Origin of the sequence: Arenibacter algicola (assembly GCF_018860365.1) — a bacterium.
GTDB classification, from domain to species: Bacteria; Bacteroidota; Bacteroidia; order Flavobacteriales; family Flavobacteriaceae; genus Arenibacter; species Arenibacter algicola_B.
The window spans coordinates 46280-63617 of sequence record NZ_JAHKPO010000031.1; the positions used below are offsets into that span (position 1 = coordinate 46280).

The 17338-nt window shown below is 39.9% G+C and carries 18 protein-coding genes; 14 read left to right on the plus strand and 4 right to left on the minus strand.

The window, feature by feature from the left end; all coding sequences use genetic code 11:
• Positions 1-107 precede the first annotated feature (107 nt).
• The 13 genes from KO529_RS22820 (at position 108) to tsaB (ending at position 12605) form a co-directional block, all read left to right on the plus strand.
• The gene (locus KO529_RS22820) at positions 108-740 is read left to right on the plus strand and encodes a hypothetical protein (RefSeq protein WP_215950167.1); all 633 of its coding nucleotides are present in this window, start codon (positions 108-110) and stop codon (positions 738-740) included.
• Positions 740-1468 (plus strand): SCO family protein, encoded by a 729-nt coding sequence (locus KO529_RS22825; RefSeq protein WP_215950168.1) that lies wholly within the window; start codon positions 740-742, stop codon positions 1466-1468. Before KO529_RS22820 ends, KO529_RS22825 begins: the two co-directional genes overlap by 1 nt.
• A complete protein-coding gene (locus tag KO529_RS22830) occupies positions 1468-2001 on the plus strand; it encodes a DUF420 domain-containing protein (protein ID WP_215950169.1) in 534 nt (177 codons plus the stop codon). The genes KO529_RS22825 and KO529_RS22830 overlap by 1 nt, the downstream gene beginning before the upstream one ends.
• 37 nt (positions 2002-2038) lie before the next feature.
• On the plus strand, positions 2039-2251 hold the full coding sequence (locus KO529_RS22835; protein WP_215950262.1) for a hypothetical protein: 213 nt from the start codon (positions 2039-2041) through the stop codon (positions 2249-2251).
• Between the two features lie 89 nt (positions 2252-2340).
• Positions 2341-3588: an ABC transporter permease gene (locus KO529_RS22840; RefSeq protein ID WP_215950170.1), complete on the plus strand. Its 1248-nt coding sequence runs from the start codon at positions 2341-2343 to the stop codon at positions 3586-3588.
• A gap of 28 nt (positions 3589-3616) precedes the next feature.
• Positions 3617-4876, plus strand: coding sequence for an ABC transporter permease (locus KO529_RS22845; protein ID WP_215950171.1), 1260 nt, complete (start codon positions 3617-3619; stop codon positions 4874-4876).
• Between the two features lie 89 nt (positions 4877-4965).
• Positions 4966-6078: an efflux RND transporter periplasmic adaptor subunit gene (locus KO529_RS22850; protein WP_215950172.1), complete on the plus strand. Its 1113-nt coding sequence runs from the start codon at positions 4966-4968 to the stop codon at positions 6076-6078.
• Positions 6079-6176: 98 nt separating this feature from the next.
• On the plus strand, positions 6177-6878 hold the full coding sequence (locus tag KO529_RS22855; protein ID WP_031442418.1) for an ABC transporter ATP-binding protein: 702 nt from the start codon (positions 6177-6179) through the stop codon (positions 6876-6878).
• Positions 6871-8100 carry an ABC transporter permease gene (locus KO529_RS22860; RefSeq protein WP_215950173.1) on the plus strand — a complete coding sequence of 410 codons (1230 nt, stop codon included), beginning with the start codon at positions 6871-6873 and terminating at the stop codon, positions 8098-8100. The genes KO529_RS22855 and KO529_RS22860 overlap by 8 nt, the downstream gene beginning before the upstream one ends.
• 1 nt (position 8101) lies before the next feature.
• Positions 8102-9364 (plus strand): ABC transporter permease, encoded by a 1263-nt coding sequence (locus tag KO529_RS22865; RefSeq protein ID WP_215950174.1) that lies wholly within the window; start codon positions 8102-8104, stop codon positions 9362-9364.
• Positions 9365-9395: 31 nt separating this feature from the next.
• Positions 9396-10544 (plus strand): efflux RND transporter periplasmic adaptor subunit, encoded by a 1149-nt coding sequence (locus KO529_RS22870; RefSeq protein ID WP_215950175.1) that lies wholly within the window; start codon positions 9396-9398, stop codon positions 10542-10544.
• A 30-nt stretch (positions 10545-10574) separates the two neighbouring features.
• Positions 10575-11915 carry a TolC family protein gene (locus tag KO529_RS22875; RefSeq protein ID WP_215950176.1) on the plus strand — a complete coding sequence of 447 codons (1341 nt, stop codon included), beginning with the start codon at positions 10575-10577 and terminating at the stop codon, positions 11913-11915.
• A gap of 18 nt (positions 11916-11933) precedes the next feature.
• Positions 11934-12605, plus strand: coding sequence for a tRNA (adenosine(37)-N6)-threonylcarbamoyltransferase complex dimerization subunit type 1 TsaB (gene tsaB / locus KO529_RS22880; RefSeq protein WP_215950177.1), 672 nt, complete (start codon positions 11934-11936; stop codon positions 12603-12605).
• Here the strand turns inward: tsaB and KO529_RS22885 are convergent.
• From KO529_RS22885 to KO529_RS22895, 3 genes are all read right to left on the minus strand, one after another.
• The gene (locus KO529_RS22885) at positions 12602-13438 is read right to left on the minus strand and encodes a mechanosensitive ion channel family protein (RefSeq protein WP_215950178.1); all 837 of its coding nucleotides are present in this window, start codon (positions 13436-13438) and stop codon (positions 12602-12604) included. The genes tsaB and KO529_RS22885 overlap by 4 nt on opposite strands.
• A gap of 180 nt (positions 13439-13618) precedes the next feature.
• A complete protein-coding gene (locus KO529_RS22890) occupies positions 13619-13819 on the minus strand; it encodes a dodecin family protein (RefSeq protein ID WP_215950179.1) in 201 nt (66 codons plus the stop codon).
• A 69-nt stretch (positions 13820-13888) separates the two neighbouring features.
• Positions 13889-14791 (minus strand): NifU family protein, encoded by a 903-nt coding sequence (locus tag KO529_RS22895; protein ID WP_215950180.1) that lies wholly within the window; start codon positions 14789-14791, stop codon positions 13889-13891.
• Positions 14792-14909: 118 nt separating this feature from the next.
• On the opposite strand from KO529_RS22895, the gene KO529_RS22900 reads away from it, so the two are divergent.
• Complete coding sequence (locus tag KO529_RS22900) at positions 14910-15902, plus strand: PorP/SprF family type IX secretion system membrane protein (RefSeq protein ID WP_215950181.1); 993 nt, start codon at positions 14910-14912, stop codon at positions 15900-15902.
• A 177-nt stretch (positions 15903-16079) separates the two neighbouring features.
• Here KO529_RS22900 and KO529_RS22905 read toward each other — a convergent pair whose 3' ends face one another.
• Positions 16080-17258: a vWA domain-containing protein gene (locus KO529_RS22905; protein WP_215950182.1), complete on the minus strand. Its 1179-nt coding sequence runs from the start codon at positions 17256-17258 to the stop codon at positions 16080-16082.
• Positions 17259-17338 lie beyond the last annotated feature (80 nt).

Here is a 17338-nt window from a genome sequence, read left to right on the forward strand (position 1 = left end):
AACAACCGTCTTTTTTATTTTTGTACTTATTTGGTTTGTACTGATTTTATATCGAAGGACTGTTCTTTTTAGTCCAAACTGTAATGTTGGGAACTAATATATTTTGGATGAAGAAAACATTAGTACTAGTTACCTTATTTATCCTGCCTATAGGGATATATCTATTTTTTGCTTCAGGTATCACAAACTTTGGCAGATTGGCAACTTTAACAAAGGATGTTCCTGAAATTGATTTTGCTGGCAACGCTGTATCCCTTGACGGTAAAATTACCGTGCTGGGGTTTCTTGGAAAGGACGTGGATAATAAGAAGGGCAATGCCTTCAATTTGAACCAGAAGATATATAAGCGCTTTAACGAGTTCAACGATTTTCAATTTGTTATGGTCATGCCCAAAGGCACAGAGCAGGGTGTGGAAGAATTGAAAAAGGAGCTTGAGCAATTGGCAGATATTGGCAAATGGAATTTTGTTTTTGGCGATGAGGATGAAATTAATGGACTTTTTATGGGCTTAAAGACAAACCTGAGCTTGGATGGGAATCTGGGTACTCCATATGTGTTTATTATCGACAAGAATAGAGTGCTTAGGGGAAGGGACGATGATGAGGATGAGGGTGTTAAATATGGTTTTGATACGTCCTCAGTGGCGGATTTAAACAATAAGATGGAGGATGATGTAAAAATTATATTGGCCGAATATAGGATGGCCCTTAAAAAGAACACTGCAGATAGGCCAAAATAATGCAAAAAAACAATTATACATATGTTTGGGTTTCATTGGTAATCCTGGTTTTTGGAATCATTTTTGTTCCAAAAATTGTTGATAGGGTACAAGGTGGTTCCGTAATACAAAATGATAGATTAAACCTAAAAGATGCCAATGAAAAGCTGGCATATGTTAAAATGAACGGTGAAAGGCGTAAAGTACCCCCCTTTGCCTTTGTGGATCAAGACAGTCTGTTGATTACCAATGATGATTATAAGGGCAAGGTTTATCTGGTGGAGTTCTTTTTTACTACCTGTCCAACAATTTGCCCCATAATGAACAAAAATTTAGTTCAGATTCAAAATGAATTTAAGGATTTTGAAAATTTCGGAGTGGCCTCATTCACCATAAACCCGGAATATGATACGCCCGGGGTATTAAAGGAATATGCCCAAGATTATGGCATAACAAACATGGACTGGCATTTGCTGACCGGGAATTTCAACGATATTTATACCTTGGCCAATACCGGATTTAGTATTTTTGCAGCTGAAGTTCCGGATGCTGAAGGAGGGTTTGAACATTCGGGTCTTTTTGCACTGGTAGATAAAAACGGTTTTATACGTTCCAGGGTGGATAAGTTTGGTAATCCAATTGTATATTACAGGGGGACCATTACCGAGCAGGAAGGGGAAAATGATCATGGGGAGGAAGAGCAAATATCGATCTTAAAAGAGGATATTAAAAAATTATTGGAAGAATAATGGATGCAATTGCTTTAAAGGAAAAGAAATTTAACAAGATTATAAACTTGGTGTCCATTGTTATTCCCCTTGTAGTTGCAGTGCTTTTTGGGGTTAAATTACCCAATGTGGAGCCTCTTGGTTTTTTACCGCCTATATATGCATCTGTCAATGGCTTAACTGCTATTTTATTGGTTGTTGCCGTTGTTGCTGTTAAGAACGGGAAGTTGGAGCTGCATCAAAAATTAATGACCGGATGTATTGTGCTATCCTTGGCGTTTCTAGTAATGTATGTGGCCTATCATATGACCTCGGATTCTACCTCATTTGGCGGAGAAGGAGTTATTAGGTATATCTATTTCTTTATATTGATAACCCATATCATTCTTTCTATAGTAATAATACCATTGGTACTGCGCACCTATGCAAAGGCTTACCTTAAGAATTATGCAGCGCATAGGAAATTGGCTAAGATTACCTTTCCGCTATGGCTGTATGTGGCTGTTACCGGGGTAGTGGTCTATTTAATGATATCTCCCTATTATGTGCACTAAAAAGTCAACATTTTATTCAGGACGTACTAATTTTAGAATGCGGTATGCGGTATTGCTTTTAACTTTGGTGTTTTTGTTGGTTCCGGAATTGGCCGAAGCCCAGTGCGCCATGTGCAGGGCAGTGTTGGAAAGTGAAGGGAGTGAGGCCACTGCAAAAGGTATTAACAACGGCATTGTTTATCTTATGGCCATTCCTTATCTATTGGTGGCGGGTCTATTCTTCTTTATCTACAAAAAGATGAAAGCCTAAAATTGGTTTCAATTTTAACATTTATTTAGAATTACACCTGTAACAATTTCATTTTACATAGGTCTTATTCAATAAACACTATTGGGTCTATGTTTGATATTGAAAGATGGCAGGAAATTTTTGATGCCATACGGAAAAATAAACTCCGTACAATTCTTACCGGTGTATCCGTAGCTTCGGGTATTTTTATTTTGGTGGTTTTATTGGCTTTTGGACAGGGCATGCAAAATGGTATTGCCAAAGAATTTGAGGCGGATGCCAGTAACAGGATCGGGGTTTGGACACAGGTTACTACCCAGGAATACATGGGCTTAAATCCAGGTAGGCCCATACAGCTAAGAAATAATAATTACCAAGCCATCAATTCCAAATTTGGCGAAGACCTTGAGAATAGATCCCCGTTTTTTAGGGTAAGAAATGTAACTGTAGATTATAATGCGGAATCCGGTTCCTATTCCGTACAGGGGGTGTCCCCCTTGTTTCAGAATATTGAAAATCAATTTATATCCCAGGGCCGTTATCTAAATTATGGGGATGAGGAAAGCGTTGCCAAAGTGGTGGTGATCAGCAATAAGATTAAACGGGAACTGCTTAAGGGGGAAGAAGATCCCATTGGTGCATTTTTAAAGCTGTCCGGAATTAATTTTCAGATCATTGGGGTTTATGGGGATAAGGGAGGCGATAGGGAGGAAGATAGGCTCTTTATCCCGATTAGTACGGCCCAACGGGTTTTTAATGGAAGTGATAACCTAAATATGCTGTTCTATACATTAAAACCCTCCGCCAGTCTTGATGAAACCGTTGCAAAGTCCGTGAAATTGACCGAAGATATTAAAACCTATCTCAAGGAGGCGCATACGGTAGCGCCAAATGATCCCAGTGCCATTAATACCTTTAATACGCTGGAAGCGGTAAAACGATTTCAAAATTTAACGGGAGGCATTAAATTTTTCTTCTGGTTCGTTGGTATATGCACTATTGTGGCAGGGGTGGTCGGCGTTAGCAACATTATGATGATTATTGTGAAGGAAAGGACCCGTGAGATTGGGGTAAGGAAGGCTTTGGGGGCCAGGCCAAGGGCCATTGTGGGAATGATATTGCACGAGGCAATCTTTGTAACCAGTGTTGCCGGATTGGCCGGATTAATATTTAGCATGGGATTATTGGAATTTGTGGGTCCAAAACTTCAAGTAGATTATGTCCTTAATCCTTCCATTAATTTCAGGGTTGCACTCAGCACGGTTTTCTTATTGATAATAGCCGGGGCCTTGGCAGGTTTTTTTCCGGCTTGGCGTGCCGCTACAATTAGACCAATTGAAGCCTTGAGGGATGAATAGGACCGTTGTTTATAAATAACCAATAGATATGTTCACTAAGGACCGATGGAAAGAAATACTTGAAGTGTTGACCAGTAACTGGTTCAGGACCATTTTAACGGCATTTGGAGTTTTTTGGGGTATATTCATATTGATCGTTCTTTTGGCGGCAGGGAAGGGGTTGGAGAATGGTATACGGTCCAATTTTGGGGATATCGCTACCAATACAATGTTTATGTGGACACAAGGTACGTCCATGGCCTACAAAGGCCTGCCAAAGGGAAGGCGTTTTACTTTTAAATTGGAAGATGTGGCCGCTATAAGGCAAAAAGTGCCCGATCTAAGGTTTGTGTCCCCTAGAAATCAATTGGGAGGTTTTAATGGAACCAATAACGTGGTGAGGGGAATAAAAACTGGGGCATTTAATGTGTATGGGGATTATCCTGATATTATAAACCAAGATCCGATGGGCATCACTTCTGGCAGATTTATAAACCAATTGGATATAGAAGAAAAAAGAAAGGTGGCCGTAATTGGTGTAGGGGTTCGTGCCAGTCTATATGATGTAGGGGAAGAGGCAATTGGTACCTATATTAGGATTCAGGGAGTAAATTTCATGGTTGTAGGAACCTACAAAAAGAATTCAAACGATGGTAATGCCGAAGAGATCCAAAAGGAAATTTTTATTCCCTTCACTTCCTTTTCCCAAGCTTTTAACCAAGCCAATAACGTTGGCTGGATGGCCATTACCGCTAATGATAATTCTTCGATCACCCAACTAAAGGAACAAATATTTACCGTAGTCAGGGAAAATCAAAAAATTCATCCCCAAGATCTGCGTGCTGTTGGGCATTTTGATCTATTTGAGGAGTTTAACAGAGTGTTGGGCCTGTTTAAGGCCATGCGGTGGATAGCTTATTTCGTTGGCGTGCTGGTTTTATTGTCCGGTGTCATCGGGGTCAGCAATATTATGCTGATTGTGGTCAAGGAAAGAACTAAGGAAATAGGTATACGACGGGCTTTGGGCGAAAACCCATGGTCCATTAAGCTTCAAATTGTTATGGAATCTATTTTTTTGACCATCATGTCAGGGATGGCCGGTATAAGTTTTGGGGCCTTGGTCATCTACCTCATTAATTATTTTTTGGCAAGCAATGGGCCAGTTGAAATGTTTGTAAATCCCAGTGTAAGTTTAGGGGTGGTACTGGTGGCCTTGATTATTTTGGTGGTATCGGGACTGTTGGCCGGATTTATACCTGCACAAAGTGCTATAAAAATTAAGCCAATAGAGGCACTTAGAATGGAGTAGGCATTCTTTCATTTTTAAGCTGTAAAATTTTGAACAAGGAATAAGAATTTAAGTAGGAATCAATCAATCAATCAATAAAAATCAAGAACATGAAAAAGTCGATCACTGTTATAATTTTAGTATTTATCGTGTTTAGCTGCGGTGGGGCCTTGTATTATCTGTATAAAAAAAATGCCGAAGATCCGGTGGTCTATGAAACTGAAAAGCCGTCCACACAAACCATAATAAAGAAAACTGTGGCTACAGGCAGTATACTGCCTTTGGAAGAGGTGTTGATAAAACCAAATATTTCAGGAGTTATAGAGGAAGTTTTCGTCGAAGGGGGCGATTATGTTAAATCGGGCGATTTAATTGCCAAGATAAAGGTGGTCCCCAATCTATCTTCCTTGAACGAGGCCAAGAATACCATAGAGGAGGCCAAGATTTCCTTGGATGACCAAAAGCGCAGTTTGGAACGGCAAAAAACCTTGTTCGATAAAGGGGTGATTTCCAAGGTAGATTTGGAAAAGGCAGAAGTTGCCTATGACCAGGCCAAGCAATCCTATGTTGCTGCCAACAAACGCTTCGATATCGTTAAGACGGGAACAACCAAAGGTTATGGCAATGAGGCAAATACCTTGATACGGGCAACGGTGAGCGGAATGGTGTTGGAAGTGCCGGTAGAAGTTGGAAATCAGGTGATAGAATCCAATAATTTTAATGAGGGCACTACCATTGCCGCCATTGCGGATGTGGAAAAGATGATTTTTGAAGGCAAGGTAGACGAATCGGAAGTAGGTAAGATCAAGGAAAATCTACCTCTGGAAATTACAGTAGGGGCCATTGAGAATACGGTGTTCGATGCGGTCTTGGACTATATTGCACCCAAGGGAAAAGTGGAAAATGGAGCTATTCAATTCGAGATCAAAGGTACCTTAAAGAAACGCGATTCCGTATTTATTAGGGCAGGTCTAAGTGCCAATGCTTCAATTATTTTAGCCAAGGCAGATAGTGTATTAGCAGTGAAAGAAGCCTTGATCCAATTTGATCCGGATACCAAAAAACCATTTGTGGAAATTGCTACTGGGGGGCAGAAATTTGAACGCAGGGAGATTCAATTAGGGGTGAGCGATGGAATCTATATCCAAATTCTAAAGGGAATAAAACCCGATGATGAAATAAAGGTATGGAACGAAATTAAACCTGCATCCCTTGGAGCTTAATTTTTTAACACAGCTTTAACACGGCCTGTTGTAACTACTTTATCGATAGTCTGTCTTATATTCGTATTTTCAGACAAGCTCACCTAATTCAATAAATCATGATAGAAATTAAAGATCTTCATAAATCCTATAAAATGGGGAGCAATTCCCTGCATGTATTAAAAGGTATTAATTTTTCGGTTGAAGAAGGGGAGCTTGTGGCCATTATGGGTTCTTCGGGCTCTGGAAAGTCTACCCTGCTTAATATTTTGGGTATGTTGGACGTATTGGATGAAGGGTCCTATACCTTGGATGGGGTGCCTATTAAAGATCTAAATGAGACCAAGGCGGCACAATACAGGAACAAGTTTTTAGGTTTTGTTTTCCAGTCCTTTAATTTGATAAATTACAAAAGCGCCATGGAAAATGTGGCACTGCCTCTATATTACCAGAAAGTGGGGAGGAAGGAAAGACAGGAAAAGGCTTTAAAATATTTAGAGCAAGTGGGTTTACGTGAATGGGCGGATCATTTGCCAAGTGAATTGTCCGGGGGACAAAAACAAAGGGTGGCCATTGCCAGGGCCATGGCAGCTGAACCCAAAGTATTGTTGGCGGATGAACCTACTGGTGCCTTGGATAGCACCACTTCCTATGAGGTCATGGACCTTATTCAAAAAATTAACGATGCCGGCAACACCATCCTAATAGTTACGCATGAACCGGACATTGCGGACATGTGCAAGAGAATTGTTCATTTAAAGGATGGGGTTATTGTTGAGGATAAAAAAATAACCCAGGTTAGAGCCTCCCAATATGTTTAGTAGGGATAACTGGAAGGAAATATTTGAAACTATTCACAAGAATAAACTCAGGACCTTTCTCTCCGGGTTTACAGTGGCTTTGGGTATTCTAATTTTCGTTGTACTGTTTGGAATGGGCAACGGGCTGGTCAACACCTTCAATGAGTTTTTTGGGGATGATGCCACCAATGTACTTTATGTATTTCCAGGAAGAACTACCATTCCGTACAAAGGCTATAAATCCAATAGGGTAATAGAATTTGATAATAGTGATTTGGCGGATATAAATAAAAATCTTGCCATGTTTGTTGAGTATACCACCCCTAGAATTTCCAGAGGTGGTTTGGTTAAATACAAGAATGAATCCAATAACTATACTACCAGAGCGGTTGGTCCGTCACATCAATATGCTGAAAAGACCATTATGATGAAGGGGCGTTTTATAAACGAAAAGGATATAAAAAACAAAACAAAATATGTGGTTATTGGAAGGTTGGTCGAGAAAGATCTTTTTGGAAACAACAATGCCATAGGCGAATACATAGATGTGGCAGGGAGTGCTTTTATGGTTATAGGAGTTTTCCAGGATGATGGAGGTGATAATGAGGAACGATTGATCTATATGCCCTATACAACTCGACAGCTCATTGAGAAAAATAACGATAAAATAGATCAGATAATAGTGGCTTTTAAACCAGAGATCGGTTACGCCGGGGCAATGGCACTGGATCTGAGCCTAACTCGTTTTTTTAAGGAAAAAAAATACATAAGCCCGGATGACCAGAACGGCGTGTTTATAAGGAATGTAGCAGACCAATTAAAGCAGAACCAGCAATTTGCGAGGGTATTGCAAATTATAGTTGGCTTTGTAGCCTTCGGGACCATAATAGCGGGCATAATAGGGATCAGTAATATTATGGTTTTCGTTGTCAAGGAACGTACAAAGGAACTTGGGATTAGAAAAGCCTTGGGGGCCACTCCCAAGTCGGTCATCGGTTCTATTTTATTGGAATCGGTTTTTATTACTACCATTTCGGGATTTTTTGGAATGCTCCTAGGGGTTTTTATTTTGAATTCGTTGGGCGAAAAATTGAAGGATTACTTTATAACAAATCCCTATATAGATTTAACTATGGCTATTAGTGCCACCTTGGTATTAATACTGTTTGGGGCCATTGCAGGATATATTCCAGCAAAAAGAGCAGCGGATATAAAACCAATTGAAGCCTTAAGAGACGAATAATATGCGATTTTTATTTGATGGTAATACCTGGCAAGAGATTTTTGGTTCTATTGGTAAAAATAGGACCAGGACCATTATTACCGTGATTGGTGTATTATGGGGGATTTTAATTTATATCGTATTGTCCGGAGCGGCTAAAGGCTTGGATAATGGGTTCGAGAAGCAATTTCAAAATGTGGCCATGAACAGTATGTTCACTTGGGCTCAGAGCACAAGCATGCCCTATAAAGGGTTTAAAACAGGAAGACAGTTACAACTTAAATTAAGTGATGGGGTCTTGTTAAAAAATAGGATTCCCGAGATTCAATATATTGCCCCAAGAAATGTGAAAGGCATTTTTGGAGGTAGCCCGGCCCAGATTATTAGGAGTGGTAAGTCTGGGAATTATGCGGTCTATGGCGATTATCCTATTTCCACAAAAATAGCCACCAAGAAAATCTATGATGGCGGTAGATTTATAAATGATGAGGATATTGATGGTGCCAGAAAAGTATGTGTCATTGGGGAGCGCACCCAAAAGGAGTTGTTTGAAAATGATGAGAATCCCATTGGAGGCTATATAAGAATAGACAATGTGTTTTTCCAAGTAGTAGGGGTGCATAAGTTTACGCCGGGAGGTGGATTTGAAAGTGATTCCGATATTTATATACCCTTTACTACCTTCAAAAAATTATACAATACAGGGGAAAATGTGGGTTGGTTCGCTATCGCAGCATATGACGATGCCGATGTTATAAAAGTCGAGGAAAATGTGAAGGCGGTTCTAAAGAATATTCACAACGTAAACCCCAAGGATGAGCGTGCCATTGGTTCATTTAACTTAGGGGAAATATTCAACAGAATTGTAGGTTTTGCAAAGGGTTTGACCTTTATGTCACTAGTGGTAGGGATTGCTACCATTTTGGCGGGAGTCATAGGAATCGGGAATATTTTACTTATTTCTGTCAAGGAAAGGACCAAAGAATTGGGAGTTAGGCGCGCTCTTGGGGCTACACCTAGGGAAGTGCGATCTTTAATTATCCTGGAGTCGGTATTTCTAACCATGCTAGCTGGCATTATGGGAATTATTCTTGGGGCGGGAGTGCTAAGTCTTATCAATAAGTTGACCCAGGGCATGGATTTCCCCTACGCCAATCCAACCGTACCTATACCCTATGTTTTGGGAGCCTTGGTAATAATGGTGGTCCTAGGTACTTTGATAGGTCTAATACCTGCACAACGAGCAGTAAGTATAAAACCAATAGACGCTTTAAGAGAAGAATAAAACAAACCAATACAAATAAATATATAGTAAAATGAACAAGATTGTAAAATATGTGCTAATAGGAGTTTTGGTGCTCGGAGCCCTTTGGGCGGCAGCTTTTTTTATAAAATCCAATAGCAAGTCTGCTATCACCTACGAGGTAAAGAATCCTTTTACGGCCAATATTCAAAAGAAAACGGTGGCAACCGGTAAGGTAGTACCCGAGGATGAGGTAGAGATAAAACCCCAGATTTCAGGTATCATAGATGAAATCTTTTTGAAAGAGGGCGCCAAGGTAATGGCGGGCGACTTAATAGCCAAAATAAAGGTGGTGCCCAATGAACAGTCCATGAACCAGGCAAGAGGTCGGGTAAAAAATGCCGAAATAGCATTGAACAATACTAAGATTGAATATGACCGGAATAAGGCCATATTTGATAAAGGAGTAATATCCTCCCAAGATTTTAATACCCAACAACTGCGATATGACCAGGCAAAATTGGAGCTGCAGAATGCTCAGTCGGATTACCAGATTATCCGTGATGGATCGGCAGGAGGTAGCGCTACCGCTAACACCAATATCAGGGCAACCGTTTCGGGTACAATACTGGAGATTCCCGTTAAGGAAGGAGATCAGGTAATTCAGAGTAACAACTTTAATGATGGAACTACTATAGCCACTATTGCCGATTTGAGCATCATGATTTTTGAAGGGAAGGTAGATGAAGGTGAGGTAGGAAAATTGGAACTGGGAATGCCCCTAGAGATTAGTTTGGGCGCCATTAACGATAAAAAGTTCGATGCCAAACTTAGGTTTATTGCACCTAAGGGCGTGGAGGAATCTGGAGCAGTACAGTTTAAGATAGAGGGCGATGTAGCCGTGGAGGACGACTTTCTGATACGTGCAGGGTATAGTGCCAATGCCTCTTTGGTGTTGGAAAAAAAAGACAGTGTGTTGGTAATTCCCGAGGCCTATCTACAATTTGACAAGGTAACGGATAAACCCTTTGTTGAAGTGGCCGTAGGTACTGTGGAGGAGCAAAAATTTGAAAGAAAGGATGTTGAGATCGGGATTTCGGATGGAGTAAATGTGGAAATCGTTTCAGGAATAACCAAAGATGACAAGGTAAAGATTTGGAACAAGACAGAGCCCATAAAGAAGGGCACGGAGGAAGAAGATGAATCGGCAGAAGGAAATTAATGGTAATATCAATCAAAAAACAATCAAAACATGAAAATTAAGATAATTATAGGGTTGTTTATTTTCTGTTGTGGCATACTATCCGCTCAAGAAAAAAAATGGACCCTGGAAGAATGTGTTTACTATGCTGTGGAGAATAATTTGACCATAGAGCAGTATGAACTTGATCTTGAAAATTCCAAAATTGATAAATCCGATGCCATCGGTGATATGTTGCCCAATTTTAATGCCAATGCCAGTCTTTCTGGTAATTCGGGGCTTGTTTTGGATCAATCCAGGAACCAACAGGTTACAGGGACCGTAACAACGGCATCAGGAGGCTTTAGTTCCTCGGTAAATTTATTTGATGGACTTAGGAATATTCATAGGTTAAACAGGGCAAAATTGAATGCCTTGGCCAATCAATATAGATTGGATAACTTAAAGGACGATATTATGCTTGCGGTGGCCAATGCCTACCTACAAGTTTTGTCCAATAAGGAGTCGCTTAAGGTTTTTAGGGCTCAATATGCCGTAACCGAGCAGGATTTGGTGAGGACCAAGGAATTGGTGGATGCCGGCGTGGTTCCAAGAGGCGATTTATTGGAAATAGAGGCTACTGCTGCCAATCAGGAACAGCAAATTGTAAATGGGGAGAATCAAGTATTGATCTCCAGGATAAGCTTGGCACAACTCCTTCAGATCAGGGACTACGAAAATTTTGATATCGCTGATGAGGAATTTGATATTCCTCCCTCCAATATATTGGACTATACCCCCAAAACCATTTTCGACAAAGCCCTTACCTTTAGGAATGATATTAAATTCTCGCTGTCCAATGTGGAATTGGCTCAAAAAGATTTACAAATTGCCAAAGGTGCAGTTTACCCAACCTTAGGGGCTTTCTTTAATTATGGCACGCGATACTCAAGCGAATTTAGGGATCCGTTAACCTTTAATAGGATCGCTTTTGCAGATCAGTTGTATTTAACAGATGGTATTGCTTATGGACTGCAGTTGAATATTCCGGTATTCAATGGGTTTAGTGTTAACAACAATATTAAAAGGGCCAAAATTGGGGTAGAGAAGTCACGTTTGCAGTTGGAACAGGACAAATTGGATTTGGAAACCAATATTAATCAGGCCTATGTAGATGTTAAGAGTTTTTCCAAAGCCTATGAAGCTGCCCAAAAAACATTGGATGCACGCAGGTTGGCCTATAATTATTCGAAAGAGCGATTTGATGTTGGCCTAATGAACGCCTTCGATTTTAGTCAGTCACAGTCCAGGGTAGATAATGCGGAGGCAGAATTGATTAGGACAAAATATGACTTTATATTTAGGTTAAAGGTTCTGGAATTTTATTTTGGTTTACCTATAACATTGGATTAAGTTATATTTGCGGTCTATATGACTATGATATTAAATTTAGAGACTGCAACCACCAATTGTTCAGTGAGTATTGCTAGGAATGGGGAAATAATTTATTTAAGGGAAGATAATAGTCCCAATTATTCGCATTCGGAACAGTTGCACATTTTTATAGAGGAAGCTTTGAAAGGGGCTTCCTTGACTTTTAAGGATATATCCGCCATTGCCGTGAGCAAGGGGCCGGGGTCCTACACTGGTCTGCGCATAGGAGTGTCAGCAGCCAAGGGACTTTGTTTCTCGTTGGATCTCCCGCTGATCTCGGTTTCTACCTTGGAAAGTTTGGCCAAGCAGGGATATGCAAAAAACTATGATTTTATAATTCCTCTATTGGATGCCAGGAGAATGGAAGTGTATTCGGCAGTTTTTGATGCGGAAGGGAACAATATAAGGGAGACCAGGGCAGAAATAATCAACAAGGACAGCTTTTTGGAATACGCTCAAAAAGGCAGTGTTTTATTAATTGGGGACGGAGCGGAGAAATGCCGGGAACTGTTGGATCATCCAAATTTTAATTATCATTCGGCATTGCCCACAGCTAACGAGATGGGAGAATTGTCCTATAAAAAGTTCAAAGCAAACGATTTTGAAAATGTCGCTTACTTTGAACCGTATTATTTAAAGGATTTTATGCTGCCAACCAAAAAGGCTTAGGCCTTAGGCTGGTGGATAACCCTTTGTGGGAATGGAATCTCAATTCCGGCGGCATCAAACCTGTTTTTCAGCTCTTCCATAACATGGAAGTGGGCCGCCCAAAATACTTCATTTTTGGCCCAAAAACGCAGGGAGAGATTAACGGAGCTATCGCCCAATTCGGCCACATATACTTCGGGAGCCGGATCCTTAAGGATGTTCTCGTTCTCCGAGCATATCTGTAACAATATATCCTTTGCCTCCTTAATATTGGAATTATATCCTATGCCTACCGCTATTTTGTCCCTACGGGTGTTTTGGGCATTATAATTAATAATATTATTGTTGGACAATTGACCATTGGGAACAACGGCAATTTGATTTCCAAAAGTGCTTATTTTAGTTGTGAAAATGGTGATTTCTTTAACCGTGCCATCTACACCCTGCGCCGATATAAAATCACCTACCTTAAACGGTTTAAAGACTAATATAAGTACTCCTCCCGCAAAATTGGCCAAGGAGCCTTGCAAGGCCAAACCAACGGCCAGGCCAGCGGCACCAATAATGGCTACCAAGGAAGAAGATTGTACACCCAATTGTGTGATAACCAGTACGAATAGCATTAATTTTAAACCGATACTCACAAAACTTTGAAGGAACGATTCCAAAGAAGGGTCGTATTCCGTCTTCCTAAAGAACTTTCTAACCATTCTATTGACCAATCTAATTACCCAAAGCCCTACGATAAGTATAAGTACGGAAGTGACTATAGAGGTGACTAATCCGGGCAGAATTTCCCACGCCCATTCTTGAGCTTTAGCAATATTATCTTCGTATTCGTTAAATATATTCATGTAATTTTAAATTTTTGCAAAACAATAAAAATTCCGGTTCCTTGTCAAATTCTAAGCACTAAACAATTGTTAATCTTGGGAGCTTGCACTTAAGGTTCTAACTGTCCGCGTGCTATAATAAAAAGACAGTACAAAAAAAGCGCCTTTTAACGGCGCTTGTTGATTGAAATGCGAATAAAATTAATTCACTTCAAAAGTAATTTTAACGTTTACACGATAATCGTCCAATTTCCCATCCTTAACCGTTGCACTTTGTTCTTTAATGTAGACCGAACGTATATTTTTCACTGATTTGGAAGCTTGCTCTACAGCTTTTTTAGCAGCATCCTCCCATCCTTTGTTTGAATTTGCAAGTACTTCGATAACTTTTAAGATAGCCATAATATTTAGTTTTAGATTCTCTTAAAGTTAACAAATAAAAGCTAGAATTCGCACTTTTAATATTGAAAATCAACCATTTAAGGCAACCACTTCATTCACCATATCGCCCATCATATTTTTGAGCATGGTTTCAATACCATTTTTTAAGGTATAGGTAGACGAGGGGCAGCCGCTACAGGCACCTTGCAAAATAACGTTTACTGTTTTTGTGTCCTCTTCATAAGACTTAAAAAGAATATTGCCACCATCACTAGCTACGGCCGGTTTTACATACTCTTCCAAAATATCAATGATCTGCTTGGATATGTCGTCCAAATTGGTGTCCTCCAATTGGGCTTCCGGGGCAGTTGTTTTTTGTTGTTGAAGACTCTTGGCCGATACCACTTCTTTGCCAGCAGCAATAAAATCCCTGATTTTCTCACGAAGTTCCAAGGTAATATCGTCCCATTCCGCAACATCGTACTTGTTTATGGAAACATAATTTACATCAAAAAACACTTCTTTTACAAAGGGAAGCATAAATAGCTGCTTGGCCAATTCTGAATCCTTGGCCTCATCTATGTTCTTGAATTCAAAAATTGTTGGTACAATTCTTTTGTTGGTCACGAATTTCATCACGGACGGATTGGGAGTAACTTCCGCATACACCGTTACTGCAACCTTCTTTTGATTTTCATCCTCCTTAACAACAGGCTCGCCGGCATTAAGATAATCTACCAACTGCTGTGCCACACTATCCTTAACATCGTCCCATTCCACAATATCATAACGCTCCAATCCTATAAAGTTACCTGATATATACACCGTTTTTATAAAAGGCAGGTAAAATAACTGTTGGGCCAAAGGCGAAATTTTAGCTTCGTCTATGTTTTTAAATTCGTAGTTATTATTTTTTGTGATGAAATGATTAGTTTCAAATTTAAGTATCGCCGGATTCTTCGTGGGCACCACGGTAATTACAAACTCCTCCATTTAAATATTTTTTACAAAAGTACGAAGGTTTTCTAAGTTATGGCATATATAATAATGTAGTATTTCAACCGTTATAATTTATATTTGGTCGATGTTATTAACACACCCCTCATCCTAAATGAAACAACATTTATTGATTTTACTTTCATTTTTTGCGATGGGCTATCAGTCCATTGCTCAAGAAGGCGTTCCTGTCTATTTTGATTATTTAGCGGATAATTACTATTTGGTATACCCATCTATGGCCGGAATTGGTGAAGGAGGGAAAATTAGGGCAACTATTAGAAAACAATGGTTTAGTGTGGATGAGGCTCCCAATATGCAGACCTTAAACGCACATTTTAGGGTTGGTGAAAGTAGTGGCTACGGAGCAACCGTCTTTAATGATGCCAATGGTTATCATTCCCAAACGGGATTTAAGCTTACCTATGCACATCATTTGAGATTGGGCGGGGATTTTAGAAGTCTAAATCAACTCTCTTTCGGACTAAGTGCGGGAATTCAACAAAGTAATTTGGACGAGTCGGAGTTTGTTTCTGTTATTCCAGATCCAATAATTACGGGTTCCAGGAATAGTGTAGGCTATTTTAATATGGATTTGGGAATGTCTTATAATTATATGGAATTCTATGCCCATGCAGCCGTTCATAATCTAATGGGGAGAGGTAGGGATCTATATTCGGCCATAGAGTCCAATAACTTAAGAAAATACTTAATATCATCGGGTTACGTGTTTGGGAAGAGCGAATGGCAGGTAGAGCCTTCCGTACTATTTCAGTTTACGGAGTTTACCCAAGAAAAAGCTATCGATATAAACGCCAAAGTCTATAAAAGTGTGGATTTTGGAACGGTTTGGGGCGGTGTTTCCTACCGAAGAAGTTTTGATGGTGCCCAATACCAAACTACTAGCGATTTTGGGGAACAGCGTTTACAGCTTTTTACGCCAATAGTGGGGGTTAACTACAGGAATTTTCTGGTCTCCTACAACTATTCCTACCAAATGGGGGATGTTAGATTTGACAACGGTGGATTTCACCAAATTACCCTGGGGTACGATTTTGGACAATCCGAGAAAAGATACGATTGTAAATGTCCGGCAGTTAACTACTAATTCCTAAGTTGCGTTTCGCAGTTGGTATAATTTCCTTTTTTATTGATGAATAGTTCACGGATGTACAATAATTAAATGTTCAATAGATTCGCTAGATCCATTGAACATTTGCTTTATATCTTTCATTTATTTACAACTTTAAGTAAAGCATAGACAAGACTTTTTTGCCTAAACGGATTACTCCCAGCTATAATTCTTTTTGGCCGCCTGTTTTTGAATGGCGGTAAGCATGGCATTCTCCAATTCACCCTTCTCATCATTCTTTTTCTGCGAGGCTATATAGGCTTCCCTTTTGCTGTTCAGGTCTTGGATTTTTTTTTGAATGTCGCTGCGCTCTCTTTTCTTTCCTTCTATGTAAGAAGTAATTTCGGCTTTGGATTTTTCCTTTAACTCCATAGGCAGTTGTTCCTTTTTAATCTTGTCTATGTCAAAATCCTCAGCCTTGGAAGCATCAACTAAGTCCCAGGAGGAATTACTGTAAAGTCTGGACGATTTGCTAACCGCTCTTTTAACCGCAACAACTTCCTCCATTTCCATGGCATTACTGTCCTGGGCGCTTTGCTGTTGTATTTTTGAGGCACCTAAGGCCCCATAGGAAATATAGGTTTTGTTCAGTTTGGAATTTAATTTTATGATTACATCATCATAAGGGGTGGTTATATGCACCACTTCACGGTTATGGTCAATGGCCATATATTCTCCTCCTGTTTGTTGGGCCCCATTTTTCCATCCCGTATTGATTCCTTGCTCGTAGGCACCACAAAAAATGGTATTTACAATAACATCCTTTTCCTTGGCATTGGCAACGGCATCCTTATAATTTAATTTTCCTTGAGTAAAGGGTTCATTGCCGGCAATAAAGATCATCTTTAGCTGGTCGGGATTTTTTCCCCAATCCAATTGGCTCAAAGAAGTTTGGATTACTTGCCCGCAATATTCTTCCCCTCCATTGGTGGACAGGGAGAATAGTTTTTCTGATATCTCATCCAGATCACCGCTAAAGCCCAAAACCTGTTGAATAAATCCTTCCCTGGAGGATAAATTATCGTTTCCGTATTGGTAGAGGGCAATCTGCAACTGAGGCCTGCCATCGTTGCCGCATTTGGCATTCGTAAATTTGTTCACAATATCCCATAATTGCGCTTTCGCCTGATTAATTAGTCCGTCCATACTATTGCTGGTATCCAGCAAAAGAGCAATCTTAACCATATTATTGGCCGGCTTGGAATCTTCCATGACCACTTCGGTGAAAACAGGGTCTTTTAGAGTATTCCCATTATTAAGATCGTTGCCAAAACTTTGGCCCATTCCTAGGGTAAGAGCCCCTAAAACTAATATTTGCTTTACATTTTTCATCGGTACTTTATTTTAGTTAAACATTGATTCCTATTTCCCTTTAGTGGTTGGATAATTATGGCTTACCACTATTTTTAGAG